The sequence below is a fragment of the Dysgonomonas sp. 520 genome (assembly GCF_010501095.1).
GTDB lineage: Bacteria > Bacteroidota > Bacteroidia > Bacteroidales > Dysgonomonadaceae > QVMP01.
In genome coordinates, this window is the sequence record NZ_QVMP01000021.1 from 23,900 (window position 1) to 45,260 (window position 21,361).

15 protein-coding genes and 1 tRNA gene are annotated in these 21,361 nt (G+C 37.6%); 8 read left to right on the forward strand and 8 right to left on the reverse strand.

What is annotated here, in order from left to right:
• Positions 1–14 precede the first annotated feature (14 nt).
• The 3 genes from D0T56_RS12090 to D0T56_RS12100 are packed head-to-tail and all read right to left on the reverse strand — an operon-like array spanning position 15 to position 2,761.
• On the reverse strand, positions 15–1,148 hold the full coding sequence (locus tag D0T56_RS12090) for an endonuclease/exonuclease/phosphatase family protein (protein ID WP_221412353.1): 1,134 nt from the start codon (positions 1,146–1,148) through the stop codon (positions 15–17).
• Positions 1,132–2,013 (reverse strand): rhomboid family intramembrane serine protease, encoded by an 882-nt coding sequence (locus D0T56_RS12095; RefSeq protein ID WP_163320424.1) that lies wholly within the window; start codon positions 2,011–2,013, stop codon positions 1,132–1,134. The genes D0T56_RS12090 and D0T56_RS12095 overlap by 17 nt, the downstream gene beginning before the upstream one ends.
• Positions 1,997–2,761, reverse strand: coding sequence for a rhomboid family intramembrane serine protease (locus tag D0T56_RS12100; protein WP_163320425.1), 765 nt, complete (start codon positions 2,759–2,761; stop codon positions 1,997–1,999). The genes D0T56_RS12095 and D0T56_RS12100 overlap by 17 nt, the downstream gene beginning before the upstream one ends.
• A gap of 231 nt (positions 2,762–2,992) precedes the next feature.
• Between D0T56_RS12100 and D0T56_RS12105 the strand changes: the two genes are divergently transcribed.
• Positions 2,993–3,256: an HU family DNA-binding protein gene (locus D0T56_RS12105; RefSeq protein WP_163320426.1), complete on the forward strand. Its 264-nt coding sequence runs from the start codon at positions 2,993–2,995 to the stop codon at positions 3,254–3,256.
• 818 nt (positions 3,257–4,074) lie between these two features.
• Here the strand turns inward: D0T56_RS12105 and D0T56_RS12110 are convergent.
• Together D0T56_RS12110 and prmA are read right to left on the reverse strand one after the other, a co-directional pair.
• Positions 4,075–4,521 (reverse strand): helix-turn-helix domain-containing protein, encoded by a 447-nt coding sequence (locus D0T56_RS12110; protein ID WP_163320427.1) that lies wholly within the window; start codon positions 4,519–4,521, stop codon positions 4,075–4,077.
• A 356-nt stretch (positions 4,522–4,877) separates the two neighbouring features.
• A complete protein-coding gene (gene prmA / locus D0T56_RS12115) occupies positions 4,878–5,717 on the reverse strand; it encodes a 50S ribosomal protein L11 methyltransferase (protein ID WP_163320428.1) in 840 nt (279 codons plus the stop codon).
• A 495-nt stretch (positions 5,718–6,212) separates the two neighbouring features.
• Between prmA and D0T56_RS12120 the strand changes: the two genes are divergently transcribed.
• The 6 genes from D0T56_RS12120 (at position 6,213) to D0T56_RS12145 (ending at position 15,429) form a co-directional block, all read left to right on the forward strand.
• Positions 6,213–7,595: a hypothetical protein gene (locus D0T56_RS12120; RefSeq protein WP_163320429.1), complete on the forward strand. Its 1,383-nt coding sequence runs from the start codon at positions 6,213–6,215 to the stop codon at positions 7,593–7,595.
• Positions 7,596–7,681: 86 nt separating this feature from the next.
• On the forward strand, positions 7,682–9,244 hold the full coding sequence (locus D0T56_RS12125; protein WP_163320430.1) for an OmpP1/FadL family transporter: 1,563 nt from the start codon (positions 7,682–7,684) through the stop codon (positions 9,242–9,244).
• Positions 9,245–9,525: 281 nt separating this feature from the next.
• Positions 9,526–10,344, forward strand: a complete 819-nt coding sequence (panB, locus tag D0T56_RS12130; protein ID WP_163320431.1) for a 3-methyl-2-oxobutanoate hydroxymethyltransferase — start codon at positions 9,526–9,528, stop codon at positions 10,342–10,344.
• A gap of 84 nt (positions 10,345–10,428) precedes the next feature.
• The gene (locus D0T56_RS12135; RefSeq protein WP_163320432.1) at positions 10,429–10,788 is read left to right on the forward strand and encodes an arsenate reductase family protein; all 360 of its coding nucleotides are present in this window, start codon (positions 10,429–10,431) and stop codon (positions 10,786–10,788) included.
• 33 nt (positions 10,789–10,821) lie between these two features.
• Positions 10,822–15,267, forward strand: coding sequence for a translocation/assembly module TamB domain-containing protein (locus D0T56_RS12140; protein WP_163320433.1), 4,446 nt, complete (start codon positions 10,822–10,824; stop codon positions 15,265–15,267).
• Positions 15,268–15,347: 80 nt separating this feature from the next.
• Positions 15,348–15,429: transfer RNA gene (locus D0T56_RS12145), tRNA-Leu, on the forward strand.
• On the opposite strand, the gene D0T56_RS12150 is transcribed toward D0T56_RS12145, so the two are convergent.
• On the reverse strand, positions 15,421–16,983 hold the full coding sequence (locus tag D0T56_RS12150) for a recombinase family protein (protein WP_163320434.1): 1,563 nt from the start codon (positions 16,981–16,983) through the stop codon (positions 15,421–15,423). The two genes, D0T56_RS12145 and D0T56_RS12150, sit on opposite strands and share 9 nt — an antisense overlap.
• Positions 16,984–17,684: 701 nt before the next feature.
• Entirely contained in the window at positions 17,685–18,317 is a 633-nt protein-coding gene (locus tag D0T56_RS12155; RefSeq protein ID WP_163320435.1) for a recombinase family protein, read from the reverse strand.
• Positions 18,318–19,122: 805 nt separating this feature from the next.
• On the opposite strand from D0T56_RS12155, the gene D0T56_RS12160 reads away from it, so the two are divergent.
• The gene (locus tag D0T56_RS12160; RefSeq protein WP_163320436.1) at positions 19,123–20,484 is read left to right on the forward strand and encodes a T9SS type A sorting domain-containing protein; all 1,362 of its coding nucleotides are present in this window, start codon (positions 19,123–19,125) and stop codon (positions 20,482–20,484) included.
• Between the two features lie 269 nt (positions 20,485–20,753).
• Here D0T56_RS12160 and D0T56_RS16910 read toward each other — a convergent pair whose 3' ends face one another.
• Entirely contained in the window at positions 20,754–20,909 is a 156-nt protein-coding gene (locus tag D0T56_RS16910; RefSeq protein WP_163320437.1) for an NUMOD3 domain-containing DNA-binding protein, read from the reverse strand.
• Between the last annotated feature and the right edge of the window lie 452 nt (positions 20,910–21,361).

Genomic DNA, 21,361 nt, shown 5'->3' on the forward strand with positions numbered 1-21,361 from the left:
TTATGCCCCTACTTTTACTTATCCTCATCATTAAACCGCAAATATGTCCAAAGCGGATAATGGTCGGAATAATTGACCTTGTCTACGGTGCAATTGTACGACGTAATATTGCGGGTATGGAAAATATAGTCGATTCTGAACCAGAAAAGTCTTTCATTGAAGGTTATTCCCATGCCCGACCCCGTACTGCGGAAAGCATCGACCATATTGCCTTTTATTTTCTTGTACGAATAAGAAACCGGAGGGTCGTTAAAATCGCCGCAGACAATAGTAGCATCACTCTTCTCGTTGGCAATCATGTCTGCTATGATATCAACCTGACCGGCACGCTCCTTATACGCAGTTCCCAATTTTGTGGTGAGGCTGTTTGTCACAATATCCAACTCTTGCATATTCGCATCTTTCAGAAACTTTTTATATAATTCTTTATCCTCACCTGTCAATCGGTTCGACTGCAAATGGTTGATAAACAAACTCACCGTTTTGCTTTTAATGTTCAACGTTAAAAGTGCGCCCCCATTGCCATTGGCAAGAATAGGGATTTTAGTGGTTCTCAATATCGGATATCTGGAGAGACAAACTACTCCATAAATGACATTATTCGAATTTCTGAAATTCACATAACTGTAGTACGGATATTTTGGAAATGTAGCCTTAAATATTTCGTCCATTTTATCTCCAATGGCTCCGAAATAAGTAAATTCCTGTATACAGACAATGTCTGCATCACTTTCGTTGATGTAGTCTACCACATTGTTGCGAACAGCCGTTCCCCGCCATTGGTGGGCAAATCCCCGGATATTGTATGTGAGAAATTTGATAGAATTATCCGGAACCGATTTCGTCCTGAAATTTACAGGAATATAAGTATAAATCGGGTTCCAACACAAAATGAGCGAGACTATGCCAACCACAGCCAACTTCCATTTGAAAAGGATAAACCAAAAAACAATAAAGACTATATTAACGACTAAAAAAACAGGAAACCCAAGACCGATGTAAGCAAAAATAACCAGCTTGCTCGGAGGTATAATCCAAACCAAATAAGACGACAGCATCAAAACCAGAAAGATCAGGTTTATTGAAAACACGATGATTGTCGCATATTGCCTTATCAGTGCAAATATTTGTTTAGTTCTTGCTCGCATCAAATAGTTTTTTCTTTTCATCTTTGCTCAAGCTACTGTATCCCGATGCTTTTATTTTATCCAGAATAGCATCTATTTCTTCTGTCTGACGTGCCCTGCGCTGATTGTATTCATAGTCTGTTTCGTTTTTCCCTCCCGGCTTCACCGTCATTTTCTTTTTCGGAGAAGGTTTGAACAGATTTACAGTCCTATCAATAACATTTGACATCCAACGGGTTATATCTTTTCCCGATATGTACATTTTGGCAAACGCATAACCCACGGCAGCGCCACCGATATGAGAGATATGCCCTCCCAAATTCTCTCCCAGTCCGAAAAATAAAAGATCCATGATGAAGAGAGTTATGGCGACATACAAGATTTTTATCCGTCCAACAAAAAGCATATTGATGTGTAAATCGGGAACATAGAAGGCAACGCCAAACATTATAGCCATAGCCGAAGCCGAAGCGCCCACCATTGTAGCTTCCTGTGCCGAAAAGTATGGAATCAAATTGTATATCAGCAGGTAAAGCACTGCGCCACCCAATCCCCCCAAGATGTAAAGCGACCCGAAGTTTTTAGGGGTAAAGTACATCAGGAACAGCTGCCCGAACCAATAGAGAAAAAGCATGTTGAACAGGATATGGAATATCTCGAAATGCACAAATATATATGTGATGAGCGTCCAAGGCCTGTAAATCAACATCTGCAAACCGGAAGGTATGGCTACATAAGACTCGATGTCAACCTCCAGACCTGCCAGTTTCCTTATCAGTGTCAGCACAAACAATAACAAGAAGACAGCAATGTTAATAAAGATGTACTTTGTCAATATATTGCCTTTCTTGTACTTATTCTTTATGTCGTTAATAATATCGGCCATGTATCTTATTATTTTTCTTCCAATAAAGTATCAGGAATATACCGAAAATCATACCTCCCAAGTGGGCAAAGTGCGCTACATTATCGCCAGGACGGTCTGCTACCCCTGCAAACAGCTCGATAAGTCCGTATCCTATCACAAAATATTTTGCTTTGATAGGAATAGGTATAGGTATCATTATCAGCTCTATGTTGGGGAATAACATACCAAATGCCAACAGGATGCCAAATACTGCACCCGAAGCTCCGACAGTAGTCACATTCAAGAGGAAGTTCAAATTACCCATCGATTGATCAATATAGTTTTTGCCTTCTGCCAGAATGCCTGCGCCATTTGCATACACTTCGCTTATCGTCTCCGGAGACATATCTGCCGTAACATACTGAATCCTGATGTATGTCACCAACATTTGCACCAACGCCGCTCCTACACCCGTTACAAGGTAATAGATGATATATCTTTTTGCACCCCAAACAGTCTCAAGGGTTCGCCCAAACATGAAAACCGCAAACATATTGAAGAAAACATGTGTGAAACTTTCAGTAGAATGGAGAAACATATAGGTCACCACCTGAAATATCTCGAACCTTTCGGACTGAAAATAATGCAGCCCCAAATAATCGGCAATATCAAGATTAAATTTAGACTTTGCCACAACCTGGCACAGCCACATAATAACATTGATTATGAGCAAATTTTTGGTAACTGTCGGAATCGAACTGAAAAAACCGGAGTTATTCTGATTCATACTTAAATATCTTGATTATTATATATAATTCGGCAAAAATACAGATAAATTTTCCTTTTTCGCCTGTTTTATTACCTGTTTAGGATATTTTTTTAATCGTTTGGTGATGTTTTTATTAAATTTACTTGAAATTATTCAAATTATAATTTATATTTGAAGCTAAATAATTAATTGTATAGGAATTATCATATCTATCAACAATAATGTTTAATTAAATTTATTCCATTTAAAATGAACAAAACTGAACTTATCAATGCCATCGCTGAAAAATCAGGATTGAGCAAAGCTGATTCTAAAAAAGCTCTTGATGCGGTTATTGAATCAATTACAGGTGAATTAAAAGCTGGAGGTAAAGTTGCCCTAGTTGGTTTTGGTACTTTCTCTGTTTCTGAGAAGAGTGCGAGAAAAGGTATCAACCCTAGAACAAAAGCAGTGATCAACATTCCTGCTAAAAAGGTAGCGAAATTCAAACCTGGCGCAGACCTTGCCCTTTAAAATCATAAAGATTAAAGACATAAAATAAGGCTTTCTATTGTTTAGGGAGCTTTATTTGTTTATAAAGGACATTAGGTTAATCTATTCTAAAACAAAAAAGATACTGACCGATAACGATCTACACCAAGAATCTCCGAAACTCGTTTGTACTCATTTCCTTTCCAATCTCTGACGAGAAGAGATTCTCCATTACCATTTTTATAGTTTTGCAAAATCACTTATTTGCCTCTACATTTGAATCTATAAATAGTTCATTTATATTCGACGTCTTTTTGCTGCCGCGCCTCTTGCAGAGACTTGCCTTCGTTCAATTGCATTAGTCATTTCTCGTGACTCGGCATAGCCTAAGTAAACTTGGCTCTGCTCTCGCTACTTGAAATGTTCATTTTGTCTTGACACAAAACGAACCAAAAAGTCAAGGCTTAGCTTCTCGGCGACCCGTTACAAGCTCACAGGCTAAATTGAAAGAACTCGCTTCGCTCAAACAGCTTTCAATTTTACACCTTGTTTCGCTTAACGTGTCCCCGCCTGCGAAGCAGATGCCGTTTCGCCTAACGGATGTAAAGTGGGTCGGCACTCAGCCTGAGTCACAAAAAGCCTTTTTGATTCCTTTTGAGGCTTTGGTCAAAAGGGATGCAAGGAATTTTAATTCCGCGCAGTGTATTATATAATATAAACCAACGTTTTAAGTAGCGAGAGCAGAAGCAAAATTCGTTTTCATTATGCCGAGTCACGCAAAACGACTAATGTAATTGAACACTTTTCAACTACTGATTCACATTATTAATTAATTCTTCTCAGATTTAATTCCGGCTCGTTTACTGAATTGCCTGATCCAATGCCTTTTTCAAGGTTTCTATTTCTTTTTCCAACCTGCCTATCGTTTTGGCATCCCTTATTCTGGCATCCACCGATTTGTAGTATTGGATAGATTCCGTATAATTGTTTTGCTCCTCTATTATGTTTGCAGTTGTTACCTGATCAGAGTCTCTAACGTCTACATAATTTGTGAGATTTTCCATTACATCCTTAAAGTTGAACCTGTCGAAAAATTCAACAGGGACTTTAAAATAATCGGCAAATTCATTCAATTCTTTTTCGGGCAACTTTTCCATTACCTCCAAATCGCAAACTCTGGATTGCGACAATCCAAACAGTTTCCCAAAATCTTCCTGCTTAATCCCTAAGCCTTTTCGTAGAAGACCTAATGTCTTACCTTGATTCTTACGCCCCGATCTTTTCTTTACATCTTGTCCTTGTGCCATCTAATCTTCACTTTTTTTTTACAAAGAATTTAATTTTATGTTTTATTTAAGTTTTCTATCTCTTTTATAAATATCATATTCAGGGCAAAAATAAAAAATTATCTTTAATAAACAACTAACGGCTAAAATGAGTTTGTTTATCAGAGAATTAATATGGAAAGAAATGATCTTTTATTCCGTATCAGTATTCTGTTTTTGCGGATAACAAACAGGTTTGTTAAAACCAAAAAAAGATACAAGAAACACAATCGATGAAAAATAATTGTATTCTCCATCAATTGCGAGTAGTAATAATAAAATAAGCAGAGCGCAGATCACCTTCCGTTTTGTGGTTATAACCGGCAGATGTTTTTCATCTACGCTTTCCCGAACCTTACAACAGTCCAATTGTCTTTTTCGGCATGACTCAAATATACAAGTTCGTGGTTGTCACACTCTTGCCTGATCGCAGCTATATCTTCCTGATAAAATCCACTCATAAACAAATCGCCGCCTTTATTCAGAACGGAAGAATATTTACTTATATCTTCAAGCAGAATATTTCTGTTAATATTAGCTAGCACAACATCAAAAGTTTGTTCGCCAAGCAGTTCTGCTCCTCCTATCCGCACTTCTACATTGTTGATGTGGTTCAACTCAAGGTTTTCTATCGCATTGTCGTATGCCCATTTGTCTATATCGATTGCCAGAATCGGGTTTGCGCCACGCATAGATGCCAATATGGCCAATATGGCGGTTCCACAACCCATATCCAACACCGATTTTCCCTTGAAGTCGAAATTGAGCATTTCGCGGATCACCAGTTCCGTAGTCTGGTGATGCCCCGTTCCGAATGCCATTTTCGGGTCGATGTATATATTGTATTTATAGTTCGTTGGTTCGTTATGGAATGTGCTCTGTATGATACATTTATCATCGATAACGAGAGGCTTGAAATAATTTTTCTCCCACTCTTCATTCCAGTCCTGATCTTCTATCTTTTCGAAAACATAAGTTATTTCAACCTCCAGAGGAAAGTCTGTTAAAACTGCATCAATCTTATCTTTATCAAACAGTTCCTCCTTTATGTAGGCCGTTATGCCATCTTCGTTTTCGACAAAGCTATCAAAACCTATTTCAGCCAAATTTGCCGAAAGCACATCACTAGTAGCCTCATTGTTAGGCTTACACGTAAATTTTACTTCTATATAATTCATTTTTATTTTCGATTTAAACATTAAATAGTATAATACCAATCACAACTTTTTATAAAACACAGAGTAAAAGGAATTTATTATTCTATCGGGCGAACTGTATTTGCCTGACTACATGAACCCTGTATCCCTCCGCAGGAAAAATCAAGACGACTCTATTGCTGTGTGTGTAATTAAGTATAACAAATTATCTTGATACAAATTTAAGGTAAATAAATCACAATAAAGAAGTATACTGAATGTATTTGCAATGTCAACAATGGAGCAAAAGGTTGACATTTCGTTTTTTTAACCAAAAAACATGCAACTTTTAAACCCTAAAACATCTCTATATAGTATAGATTAATTCAAATGGTTGTATATTTGTTTATTGGGGAGGTTTTTATATTTTACACCAAAAACGGATTAAACCTTTTTCGATATATGTGGTCTAACAAAATAATGGGAAATTATAAACAAAGAAATTTTATTAACCAAAAGATAGGAAGGGAATAAGCAATGAATAAAACACAAAAGAAAGTCTTGTTAGGACTATTGGCGTTCTTCCCTCTTCTTGGGTTTTCGCAAGGTTGGGACGATGACATCTACGGAGGTTCATCTTCATCGACACAAACTCAAACTAAGAAAGAGAGCAAGAAACCGGCTCAGAATCTGCAACGAAATTCGGGTTCTGCACAGCAAGTAATGGTAGTGAGAGACAACGGAGATGTTGAAATAACAACTCAGGGAAATGTGAATGTTGATGTTGACGCATACAACAGACGGGGAGGAAATGTTGAAGTGTATGCTTCAGATACAATTCCCGAAGAAGAATATGAAGATTACCAATATACAGACAGGATTGTAAAATTCCATAACCCGAAGAACAGTGTAACAATATCTTCCGATAATGATGTAAATGTTTATGTCGTGGACGATGTTTACACAGACTACTACCGCAACCGTGGATGGTCGTTCAACGTAAACTTAGGTTGGGGTTGGGGATCAAGCTATTATGGCTGGTACGACCCATGGTACGATCCTTGGTATTACACATCATGGTACAACCCTTGGTATGGAGGTTGGGGATGGCACAGTCCATACTACTATTCAAGTTGGGGTTGGGGTTGGCACAACTCATGGTATTACGGAGGATATTATGGCGGATACTATGGACACCACCATCACCATCATGGCGGATATTACTCCACTTATAACAGTTCGGGCAGAGGCTCGTCTCGCTATTCATCGGGCAGAGGAAGCACAAGATACAACGATGGCAGGTCGTCCTCGTATTCATCTTCAAGAAACAGCACAAGAAGCACGAGCGGAACCAGCGGACGTAATTCTTCGGTGTCGAGGGAAAGCGGGCGTGTATCGTCAGGCTCAAGCAGAAATAGTTCTACGCGTGGAAGCGGCAGAGTTTCTTCAGGCTCAACAAGAAACAGCGGCGTAACAAGAAGTTCGTCCGGATCATCTACCCGCAACTCATCGAGCGGAAGGGTAAGTTCCGGCAATACAACTCGTACGCGTCCGGCTTACGACAGTAGTTCTTCTTCATCGTCAGGACGTTCGTCAAGCGGCAGCAATGTAGGAACACGTTCGTCTTCTTCAAGTTCAAGAAATAGTAGTGGAACAACATATCAAAGAAGTGAAAGCTCATCATCGAGCCGTTCGAGCGGTACATACAACAGTGGTTCATCAAGTCGTTCAAACGGGTCGTCAAGTGGATCATATAACAGCAGCCGTTCTTCTTCATCCGGAAGCAGCCGTTCAAGTGGATCTTACAGCAGTGGCTCATCAAGCCGCTCAAGCGGAGGATCATATAGCGGCGGTGGTGGTGGAAGCAGCCGTTCGTCTGGTGGCGGAGGCGGTTCCAGCAGAAGCGGTGGCCGTAGATAAAAGCCAAGAAATAAACTAAATAGAAAAAGCTGGGTTAGACCTCTCTAATTCAGCTTTTTAGAAAAAGATAATCAAAACAATAGTATATGAAACGATTTTTTATTTCGGTAATAGCTTTGAGTACAATGACTTATGCTCTTGCTCAAGGAGAGTTTGACGCTATCAAACTGGCTAAGAGTGAACAAACCGGAACAGCCCGGGCGATGGGTATGGGAGGTGCATTTGGCGCATTGGGCGGCGACCCCACAGGGGTTGCGATAAATCCGGCGGGTATAGGTGTTTATACAAAATCGGAGATAGTCACCACCATGAACTTTTCGAATAATAAATTTGAAACAGAACTGAATGCCGGAAAGATAGATCATAGTAAGTTTAAATTTAGTTTTGATAACATTTCGTACGTGGGTGCGCTTCCCCTTAACAGCGGGGATGTTCCATACCTGAATTTCGGATTTGCCGTGAACAGGATAAAATCGTTCGACCGGAAATATAAGATGAATGGTCGTGAACAGAATATATCTCTTACCGATTATATGGCAAACCAGGCAAATGGAAGAGGATTGAAAGATGGTAATTTAGGTTTGGATGCTCCCGGAGTATGGCTCGAAACCATGGGCGCTGACGGAGGATTAATGGATTATCTAGATGATGGAACTTGGGAGTCTTTAGCAGAATATAGAAATTTGAAAGTAAACAATGCTTTGTTTGTGCATGAAAAAGGAAGTATATACAGTTACGACTTCAATATGGGTACAACCATTTCGAATATGCTAAGCATTGGTGTTTCTGTGGGACTTACGGATATATCGTATAGAATGTATAGCAGCTATGATGAATCGTTTGGGATATTTCAAAACTCAAATGACGGGAAGGAGTATGATAACGGATACGAATTAACAAACAACTTGGAAACAGATGGTACAGGCTATCAGGTTAAGGCCGGATTGATCTTCAAACCCGTTCGTGAACTTCGTATTGGTGTAGCATACCATTCGCCCACATGGTACGACATGACCGATTATTATGGAGCTACATTAGATCATGATGTAACAGAAATAGCATCCCGACCAAATTATGAGGCGGGTTATATCAGCACATTTGAATATAATAGGGACAAATATGTGCGCACCGATTACCAATTCAGAACTCCGGATAAGTGGGTGTTCAGTTTGGCTGGTGTTATTGGCAATAATGCTATATTGAGCCTTGACTATGAGTTGACCAACTACGGCAATATGTCGTTGAAAGACGACAATGGCTGGGCATTGAACGATGGCTATACAAATAGCTATATTTCGGAAGATTTCAGAACATCGTCTACAATAAGGGCAGGTGCCGAATTCCGCTTTACGCCACAGTTCTCGGCACGTTTAGGTTACTCGTGGGTTCAGAGCCCGTATAAGAAACATGCCAAAGAGTCTTCATTTCAGATAGAAACAGCTAATTCGACTCCAAACTATAGTATTGACGGAGACATGAACTCTTTCTCTTATGGAATGGGTTATCGGTTTTCTCCGAATTTCTACACGGATATAGCTTTCGTCTACAAGACTCAGAAAGACGACCTTTATTCATTTTACGGATCGGGCAAAGGCGAATTGAAATATAGTCAATTCACGGGTCTGCTTACTTTCGGTTATAGATTCTAAAAAAATAATTAATAAAACAATTGCAAGAAGCCGTTTACGCATGAAGTGAACGGCTTTCTTGTTTTTTATATTTAACTTTGTCTGAAATAAGGTAGCAAACCTACTTTTGTTGCAGAGGTCGTTTAGACTGTTGTGTTGTTTGTCATCCTGAGAGTATTGAAGGGTCTGTTTTAACAGATGTTTGACTGCGATCAACATGACAAAATCTCGAAACAATTGTAATTTTGTAAAAATCCGGATGAATTTTATTAATAACCGAATATAAATTTAACTAACTAATTATGTCTACATACACAGAAGATAACAGAAAGGTGACAACACATCGTTTTCTGGAAATGAAACAAAGAGGCGAGAAAATAACTATGCTGACTGCATACGATTATTCAATGGCAAGCATTATAGATCAGGCAGGCATGGATGCCATTCTGGTTGGCGATTCGGCATCGAACGTAATGGTAGGAAATATCACAACCCTGCCAATGACCATAGACCAGATGATCTATCATGGACGATCGGTTGTGAACGGAGTGAAGCGGGCACTGGTGGTTGTGGATATGCCATTCGGATCGTGCTCGGGAGATCCGCTGAAATCGCTCGAAGCAGCAATCAGAATAATGAAAGAAACAGGTGCAGACGCCCTTAAAATAGAAGGTGGAGAAGAAATAAAAGAAGATGTAAAGAAAATCATCGACGCAGGAATACCCGTTATAGGACACTTGGGTTTGATGCCTCAATCGATAAATAAATATGGCACATACAATGTCAGGGCAAAAGATGAAAAAGAAGCCGAAAAACTGATAAAAGATTGCCATTTATTGCAGGAAATAGGATGTTTTGGGATAGTTTTGGAGAAAATTCCTGCAAAATTAGCCGAAAAAATATCCAAAGAGTTGACAATACCGATTATAGGGATCGGAGCCGGAGGAGGCGTTGACGGACAAGTCTTGGTAATGCACGACATGTTGGGGATAAATAAAGATTTTTCGCCTAAATTCTTACGTCGCTATGCCGACTTGCATACAGCCATAACCAATGCCGTGCGAGGGTATATAGAAGATGTGAAGTCTCAGGATTTCCCCAATCAGAACGAAAGTTATTAATCCTGGGCATCAATACTTAAGACTTAGAACTTAAGACTTAAAACTTAAAACTTAGAACTTAAAAACCTGTTACTCGTATATTGTATGAGCAAAATTTTATTTGTCCACTACCCAAAATGCGGAACATGCCAAAAGGCTGCGAAATGGCTGAGAGAAAACGACATTGAGGTGGAAAGCCGAAATATTGTTGAAAATAATCCGACAAAGGAAGAACTGAGCGACTGGCTGAAACGTAGCGGGTTACCCATAAAAAAGTTCTTCAACACCTCAGGGCGAGTATATAAAGAGAACAATATTAAAGATTTGGTGCAAACATCTGACGACGATAGTTTGTTAACATTATTGGCTACCGATGGGATGTTGGTAAAACGTCCTGTCGTAGTCTCAGAAAATAACATTCTGATTGGTTTTAATGAAGAAGAATGGACTAAGGCACTGAAGTAGTAACCGGCTTGCTCGCGCAACCGGAATTGTTGTATGGATGAAGAAAAAGATAAAAAAGGTTTTGGAAAGGAAACGGATGAAAAGGTAAAAAAGAAAAATATCTTCCGAAAAATTCTCCGGGTCTTATTGGCAATTATATTAGGTTTCGTTGGACTTAATGTATTGCTGTATATCTTGTTATCTATTCCGTGGATACAACAGAAGGCTGTTGATTTTGCTATTAATCAGTTGAAGCCAATAGTTAAAACTGAAATGTCTATCGGCGAAGTCCGTCTTTCTTTGTTCAACAATGTCAGTCTGAAAGACATATACATCGAAGACCAGTTGAGAGACACGTTGCTTTTTGCCGAAGAACTGGATGTTAAACTAAGTTTGTGGGAACTGCTGAAAAGCAATACATTGATGATAAATTCAATATCATTAAGCAATGCAGCCATCAACGTTTCGCAAAAAACACCTGACGCCCCGTTCAATTTTCAGTTCTTCATTGATGCTTTCGCCGGCGATTCTACGGAAACGGATACTACATCATCTTCGTTAAAGATAAATATTCAGGACATCAGGATAAAAAACGCCCGCCTGAGGTACGATATCCTGTCGGAGCCGGATACATTAGGCTTGTTTAATGCCTCGCACATTCACATTTCCAACCTGAATGCCGATCTGAGACTGCCCTCTCTGGACATGAAAAATTTTGAAGGAGAAATCAAGTCATTGTCATTCAACGAAAAATCGGGTTTAAAGGTGAATCAACTTGCCGGAAATGTTTTTTCGGAAGGAGATAACTTCTACACTAAAGGTTTGTTGTTGCAATTGCCCCGGTCTGAGTTGAAGATAGAGTCGGCAAGCTATAACCTTGAAACGAGTGAGTTTTCATTGAAAACGGCAGGTGTAAACATCGAGCCTAAAGATTTGACTATGTTCATGTCTGAACTTCGTTTTCTCAGGCAGCCTTTGGCTATGGATGCGTCTGTCAGCGGGAAATTGCCCGAAGTGAAAATGGAAAATCTGACATTGAATTATGGCGAAACAACTTCTTTAAAGGCTAAAGCAGAAATTACAAATTACAGCAAAATAGATTCCACGTACTTAAATCTGTCTATCGACAAATTGTATGTGGCACAGAAAGATTTGCCGGACTTTATGAAAGTCGGCGATTCTACGATGATTATGCCCGAACCATTGGCTTTGTTGGGCGATATCAAAATAAACGGAGGCGCAGGAGGTTATTTAAATGCTTTGAAATTGAATCTCGAAGCCTCAACCAAACAAGGAAGCCTTGTGCTGTCCGGAACGGGAAGCACGGACACAACTTTTCAGAATTTCAGCGCAGATGCCATTCTTCATACTCAAAATTTTAACCTAAGGCCTTTTGTTGGCGATTCGTTAGGCTTGGGGCGTATTTCGTTAGATATCTCTGTTCAGGCGAAACAGTCGGCAAAACAATCCCTGAGTGTGCAGGCTAAAGGTTTGGTTAATTCGCTCGAATATAAGGACGAAATGTTCAGGAAAGTGCCTTTTACGGCATATTATTCCGCATATAAAATGGGTGGCTGGATAGATGCCGACTTGCCAATTGGGTATGTAAAGGGCGACTTTGAAATGATAGATGGCAAAGAAACAAAATACATTGCCGATCTGGTGGTGAAAAACTTCCGTGTGAGTGAATTTTATAAGGCTGAAAATTGGGACGATCCGTTGATATCGTTCAATCTGACAGGAAATTTGCAAGGGCAGGATATAAATACACTGCTGGGCGACATTGTTTTGGATAGTTTAAAATTCGTTGACACAGGTTTCGATTTCGAACCCGGAACAATAACCTTGCAGGCGGGAACAAACAATCGGGGGCGGTATGTCGCCTTGCGTTCGAGCTTGTGCGACGCCAACTTGTCGGGAGAATATAACTTTGTGAATGTTTACGATGATTTTTCGGAAATAATGCACCCTTTCTTGCCGAAGATGTTTTCATTGCCAAAGAAAAAGAAAGCGAAGACAAATAATTTCAGGATAGATGCTTTCATTGACAATACACAAACGCTGGCAAATATATTTGACCTGCCACTTGTACTGAACGACCCTTTGCAGTTTCATACTTCTGTGAATGCCACAAACAATACATTGCTTGTGAATGTTAATGCGCCCCATTTTACATACGGAGATATGGATTTCAAGTCTACGAATGTGGAGCTTCGGGGAGATTCGTTGTTGAAGCTGGAAGCAGATACCCGCTATATGATGGATCAGTCGTATTTTGACGGGAACCTGAAGATTGACGCAAGTTCGGATACTCTTGATGTCTTGCTCACGGTGAAGAACGGAGGAATGGATACTCCTCTGACCGGGCAGATAAATGCTCTAGCGTATTTTGAGCAAGATGCACGAAATGCTTTGATTTCGAATATAAGGTTGTTACCCACCAAATTAAATATAGGGAAGTTGGAATTTGCCGTTTTGCCGGCAACAATTAAACAGGAAAATGAAAGAATAGATATTCGAGATTTTGGCCTATCACTGAAAGACCGGCGTTTTTTCGGAGTCGACGGGGTAATTTCCGATGAGAAAGATGAGACTCTCAACATATTTTTTGACAAAGCGGAAGTCGGTTCATTCCTCGAAGCCTTTGATGTGAAAAATGTGAATGCAGTTATTGACGGTAGTGTCCTTCTGAATGCCGTAACGGGTGATATGGCTATGACAACCAAAGATTTTTCCGTTTCCGATATTATTGTTTTCAATGATACTCTGGGTACATTGAGTGTGAATAGTGAATGGAGCAATCTGAGAAATACGGTTGATCTGGACTTAGGTTTGGTCAATTCGGCAAAAGGAACAAATACAACGATAAAGGGCTCTGTGAATACAAGTACTGAAAATTTAGACTTGGATGTAAATATCGACCAATTTTCTCTGGCTTGGTTGCAGCCATTCCTGTCTGCAACGCTCAACCGCCTGTCGGGAAGCGTTAGTGCAGGACTGAACGTGAAAGGTTCTACCAAAGCTCCGATAACGAACGGATGGTTGGGTTTGAACGATGCTACATTCGGTATAGATTATACAAATGTGGCTTATCACATAACAGATACAATTCAGGTTTCACCAGACAGAATCGGGTTCGACTATTTAATTCTTCGTGACGATCTGGGCAACTACGGACTGGCAAGTGCCACCCTCACACACAAGAATTTCGAGAATATGCAATATAAACTTGATATGCATCTCTACAATTTGATGGTATTAAATACTGAGAGCCGCACGGATAGTATGTTCTATGGGAAGGTATTTGCCAGCGGAGATGTTAATATTATAGGTAATGATGATAAGATAAATATAGACATGAAGGTAACGAATAGTCGTAACTCAAATATAAGTGTTCTTCTACCTCAATCTTCTACTGCTTCGGAATACGAATCGATAGTCTATATTAATACTCCCGATTCGGCAAAAGTGTCGAAACCGAAAGAAGTACCTCTGCCATTGAATATTTCGGTTGGACTGGCTATTGATCCTCGTATAAACCTTCGGGTTGTTATCGACCCGTTGACGGGCGATGAGATGCAGGTGACGGGTAATGGACATATCGATTTTAGTTATGATCTGCAGGCCGACAGGATGAGCACATTAGGAGAGTATGTTTTGAAGGATGGTTTAGTCAAATATAAGATTCCACAATTGTTGAAGACTCTTGATTTTCAAGTTCAGGAGGGAAGTAAGCTGATTTTTAAAGGAGATCCGCTGCAAACCGAATTTAATATTACTGCATTCAAACGGGTGAGGGATGTTGATCTGAAAACTCTTGATGCTTCCTTTGCCTCGACAATGTCTTCCACTAAGGTGAATGCGGATTGTATATTGAAAATAAGCGGCAATATGAATAAGATGGATCTCTCCTATTCTGTCGGTTTGCCGGACGTTCCCGACGATGTGAAGCGCCGGGCCGAAAGTGTAATGAGTACGGAGGAGCAACAAATCATACAATTTGCTTACCTGGTGGGATTCGGTTCGTTCTATTCTTCATCGGGCAGTAATGCAGACATAGCTGATGGTTTGGTTACAAGCCTAGCGTCGGGTCTGGCCTCGAAGACATTGAATGCAATATTCGGCAATATATTGGGTAATAAATGGCACATAGGTACTAATATTTCGACGAGCGACAGCAATTTTAACGATGTGGATGTTCGGGTAAATGTATCACGTAACTTCTTGGATGATAAACTCAAGTTCAACACAAATCTTGGCTATCGTTCACAGCAATCGAATGTGTCGGACAATCCTTTTATTGGCGATTTTGACGTTGAGTATGCGTTAACTCAGAATTGGAGTATAAAAGCCTACAATCACACAAATGACCAATATTACAAACAAGGTCAGGCGGAAATGACTCAAGGCGTAGGTGTTAGTTATACGAAAGAAGCGAAAACGCTCAGAGGGTTACTCAGCTTTTTTAAGAAAAACAAGTCTAAAAAAGATAAAAAATGAAGTTTTAGATAAAAAAACACCAAATTTATCTTTTTCTTTTCATAACTATTATTATCTTTGTACCCGCTAACACAATGACTGCGGATGTGGTGTAATTGGTAGCCACGCCAGACTTAGGATCTGGTGCTTCACGGCGTGGGGGTTCGAGTCCCTTCATCCGCACTTAAAGAGACAATTTGGTGATTTTTCCATTTTGTCTCTTTTTTTGTTACTGTAATTTGCTATTTCTGTGTTAATTAGATGAAGGAATGAATTGTGCTTTGGAGTTCGATAACCTTCAATTTTTTGGTCATAGAAAACACCCTCAGGAAACACTAAATTCTGCAATTTTTCTTTCTTTACAATATCAAATTCTTTCCATAAACTATCTAATTTACAGGACATTTTCAGTGCGTAATCTACATATGGCTCGTAGTTCGATAAATTTATTTCAGCAATTTCAAGTTTTTGCTTTAAATCGTTCAACTGTGGTGCAAATTCGTTATATACTGCATCATATATATCTTTTTCTATTTCGCCACAACCAAACTTAACTTTGGCTGTTTGTACTTTATTCTCAATCTCTGTAATTCTTGTTTTAAACTGTTTCTGTTGGTTTATAGCAAGTTTATTCCAATCATTAAACAAATCCTTCATCATGCATGAAAGAACAGGTTTAAACTCATTAGGAATGCAGTATGAACGTAACATATTAGAATATTGGTTGTGTATCATTTCACCCGAATAGTTTTTACAGCATCCAATAGTATTACATTTATAATACACAAAACGTCCCTTTGCAGTATATGCTGTTAACGGCTCACCACATTCAGCACAAAAAATATGTCTTTTTAATGGGTATTTATCATTGATTCTTTCATGTTTGTAAGCATATTTTTTTGAAGTGACTATACCGTTTGCTAAATCAAATAGTTCTTCTGATACAAGGGGTTCAAAGTTTGTCGCTTTTACCAATTTATCTCCTAACATTTTATGTTTGATATACCCTTTGTAAAACGGATTTCTAAAAATTTTAGATAATTCTTGTTTGGTTAGATTTAGTCCTTCTTCACTCCTTAATTTAAACAATATCTCACTATTTGCTAAATTGTCATAGGCTTTCCATTCAAAAGCTTTTCTGATAGCTTCACCCTCTTTATTTATTATGATTTTGGTAATTTCCTTACCATTGGTAGTTTCTTTTATTTTTGTATATCCCCTTGCTAGAGATGGAAAAATACATATACCTTTTTCTAATTTGTTCTTTATTCCTGTCAGGCACTTCTTTTTACGTTGCATATTGTCATACTTCCCCATGATAAAGTGTATATCTTGCATGAGTATGCCGGAATCAGTTGAAGTATCTATTGGTTGTGTTACCGAATGGAGATAGATACCTTCCTCTAAAAGTTCGTCTTTCAATACGATTGCACCACCACCACTTCTTGAAAATCGGTCTAAGTCAAAGACTAATATTGTATTAATCTTTTTATTCCGTCTTGCATCGGAAATCATTTTGCTAAACTCTTTCCTGTCATCAGTTTTAGCCGATTCAAAAGTTAATCCATAAGAATGTACTATCTCAATATTATTCCTTGTAGCATAGTCAAGGATATATTTCATTTGTGTTTCTATACTGCAATTATTGTCAAGCTGTTTCTTTGTTGATACCCTTGCATATGTATAAGCAAATAAGCCATCTTCAATTTTGGTTCTATTTTTCTTTTCTTTCTTCATAGTTCGTTTTACTTGTTTTTATGCCGTTTCTTACTCTTTCTCTAAATCTTTCTTTTTCATACTGTTGAATTAATATTCTCAATCTTTCTATTATATTATTATTCTCCATTATTCTATTTTATTTGTTATTTATTTTAAATTGTTCGTATATAATATTAGCATATATATATATTTGGTTAAGAACAGATTTTAGTTCTTCCTTGTTCTCAAATACTACATCATTGTTTTTGAATATTTGCTCATATTGTTTAATTTTCTCATCACAAAACATTTTTAAAGTGTATTGGTTCCGCACATGGGCGGTCTATTTCCGAGAGGATAGTTCTCGTTGTTCTTTATCTTTCCCCTTCCTGCAAGACCCTGTGTTCATTGCAAACCAGATTAAAGTATATAAAGGGTCATCCCACCAAACAATACTATCATTGCTATTAAATTGGTGAGAGAATTTAAGTTTTTGATTAAATCATAAATCCTTCTATTTAAACGCTATAATACAAATATATAAATTTTAATTTACAATTCAAAACGAAATTATACAATAATTAACAACTACTTATTTTTATTTTATTATCCAAATTTTTTGGGAATTTTTTTAGGGCTTATAATGTGAACACAACCATACCTCTGTTTAAGGCGCAGTTTATATTTTTGTACCAAAAGGGCGGATACGTAAGTCAGAGGGGGATGGATACCCCTTCTTCTCAGATTAGTTGTTTAACCTTTTGCAATGTATTTAGACTTGTCCCTGTAATCTTTTGAATGTTCCTGAGAGAGTAACCCTTTTTCAATAGTTTTATATCCTCTGAATACTGAACTTTCATAGTTTCAGCATCTTTTCTGTAACCAACTTTACGACCGACTGAACCACCATTGGCAAGGTGATTTTTGTAGCCGGATTCGACCCTTTCTCGAATGGTCTTGCGTTCCATTCTGGCTACTTCTGCCAAAATAGTGATAAGGAACTGTGACATAGGATTAATATCACCATTTGGTGATAATGTTTCTATATTATAGTTCTGGATATGTAAGGAAATCTTGTTTTGGTTAAGTAGTTCAATGGTCTGTAATGTTTGAAGAGTATCTCTACCTAACCTACTGAGTTCTGTTACTAATACTTTTTCTATTTTGCTAGAATTAATAAAATCAATCATTTTCAACAGTTCTGGTCTATCTGTATTTTTCTTTGCCCCTGAAACCTTTTCAGCAAACACTTTTACTACTTCATAGTTGTTTTGGTTTGCGTAGGCTGTTAAATCGTTTATCTGGCGTTGATAGTCTTGTGTTCCATTTGTACTACTTACCCTTACATACAAAGCTACTGCTACTTTCTTCATCACATTGTTTTGTTAAAAGAGGTGGGGTGCTTCATCCTGTTGCTGCATTTGAGATTTACCAGTTTTCAGGAGAACAGGGTTTCGGCATCCCCACCAATTATTATTACAATACAAATATAGTTGTTATATATGATATATCAAACAATGCAATGTTAAAAATATTTGAAATAACTGTTATATCAAATATTAATATGTAATTTTATGAGAGAATTGTAAATAATGGTACAAACTTATATCTATTATGAATGATAAGAAAGAAAAGAAACCAATAACAGTATATCATGTACACCTCTTTGATACACCAGAGAATGATATAACTCAAAGTGATTATTACTTTGGTTCTATATCTGCTATTTTTGAACACTTCGATAAGTCTGTGATTGGAATACAGGCATCAAGTCTGTATAATTATAACTTTGATGAAATATCTAATCCGATATATGAAAATAGAAAATGTAGGATTCGGAAAAGTGTTCTACTAACAAAATCCAAATCTAAATAGTTGATATAAATAAAATATATCTATTTTTGTAGTGAGCATGTGAATAAGGTGTTATTCCTGCTCAACATATTAGTAAATTAGAGACATTTAGATATTATTCCAATACTCGAAATCTGGTAAATTTCAACTTGCAGCGGAATAATAGGCAAAGTGTTCCATGTCTTATATAGAGGCATGGAACTGTTGTCTATCTGCTGCATGCGCATACCAGAGCGTCGAGGTTGGGTAGATTTACGGTTCCTATGCCTCTTTCTTTTTTTATTACTGCTCATTTGGGGAATTGGTGAGTGCAATAACTATTTTATGAAAACAAAATTACTTCTTGTGTTACTAGTTATTTTTATGAGTAGCACCATTTATTCACAAACTTACAGCGGTGGCACAGGTACAGAAACAGACCCTTACCTCATTTCATCTAAAACAGATTTAGAAACATTAGCCCAAACCGTAAATAATGGTAGTGGAAATATGTATGCTGGGAAGTACTTTTCTTTGACACAAGATTTGTACGGAATAACAACGGTTATCGGCACTTCTGCCAATTTTTCTGGTGTATTTAACGGTAATGGGTATGCTATTGATTTGAATATAAACACATCTACAAACGCAGGTCTATTTGGTAATGCTGTTAATGCAACTATTGAGAATTTAGGAATAACAGGCAATGTGACTTCGAGCAAAAGTACTGGAGGTATTTGTGGATGGGCTAACTTATGTACAATAATGAATTGTTATAATGAAGCTACTATTTCAAGTACAGCAAGCGATGCCGGTGGTATATGTGGTTATGGAGGCTCATGCAATATATCTAACTGCTATAATATTGGGAATATAACTTCTGGTGGGTCTTATGCCGGAGGCATTTCAGGTTGTGGTTCAAGTGCAATTATCGCTAATTGTTATAATACGGGCAATGTATCTTTGTCAAGTATAAACAATACTTCTTCTGTTTATGTTGGTGGGATTGCAGGGAGTAGTGGGTCTTATACAGTAACCGTTTCAAATTGCTTTAATATTGGTGAAGTAACATCGTCACTTAATCCTTCTGGTTATACAGAGTTCAAATCTTATGCAGGGGGTATAAGTCCTATGGGCAATATTAGCAATAGCTATAATATTGGTAATGTAACATCTCTACTTAAAGGAGTTCCCTCTAACGTTGGTAGAATCAGCACATGGGATATGAGTAATAATTGTTATGCGTCTCCCTCTGTATTAGTTAATGGAAATGCTATAAGTAGCTCAAATTCCAGTAGTAAAGATGGACAAGATTTAGACTTATCTATTTCGGTATTTCAAAATCAATCTTGGGTTGAAACTAATTTAGGATGGGATTTCAGTAATGTCTGGAAAATGTCAGAGACAACCTCATCTAAGGATGGGTTACCCATTTTTATCTATCAAATAGAAGATATATCAACAGGTGTTGATAATATTAAATCAAAAAATGAAATTACTATTTATTCTCATAGTGGCATTTTGTATATAAATACAGAAGATAAAATTGAAATGATGAAAATTTATAATCAAAGTGGGGTTTGTGCCGGAAGCTACATCAATCCTACCAATCAAATAAATCTTTCATCCTTACCAAATGGTGTTTATATAGTTTATATATCTTTTGGTAAAAAATCGGTATCGCAAAAGGTGATTATAAGCAAATAACCTTTTAAATTAAATCAATACAAATAGGAATGTATCAATAAGTCTATTTATAGATTATATTGATACATTTTTATATTCATACAAAACTATAATTTATCCAACGGTTCGGGTTTATAAAATCAGACCCTAAAATCTCTGGGTCAAGTAGGGTTTGGTCTGGCTCTATAAACTTCCATCACAGACCTATTAATATATCAAATCCGATAAAAAGTCTTCAAAAAACACACAACCTTAAAATATTTTATTGGACTTGCCCGAATTACACCAAATTATTTAATAGTTTCCCAATACTTTATCATAGATTGACGAATCTTGTCTTTGTGTCGGGGTGAAAGGGGTTTGCCAAAATTGGGATTCTTTGAGCCTTTTAATGAGTTGCTGATTTTTTGTTTGGTTGCTTCTGATAAGTTTCTGTTTTTTCTCATAACTTGAATTATTATAAAATTGATTATTTACTCTTATTGGTTTACTATAAATAGTATCATTTTCATATATTTCTTTTTCAAAATCATTATTGGAAATAAAATTATTAACCTCTTTATTTTCCGATATTTGATTATCATACCCTACCTCCGGGAGGGGCAGTGGTAATTTACCCTCCCATGATTCTAAACATGGGATTGGGTATAGGTCAATTTTGCGTTTCTTATTATCCCTAACAACAATTATTCTATCCACGTATTCACAGAACATAGCATAAAGGAACTTTTTGTCTAGTAAATCAAATAGGGTAATAGGTTTTTTATGTTTCTTCTCATACCTTTTTAGTTCTTCCGATTCTAGCCGAATTTCTGCTCTATGAATATTTTTGAAATTGGGGTTATGGGCTTTATGATAATCCAGAATATATGTCTTATATGGGGAGAAATCCTTTATT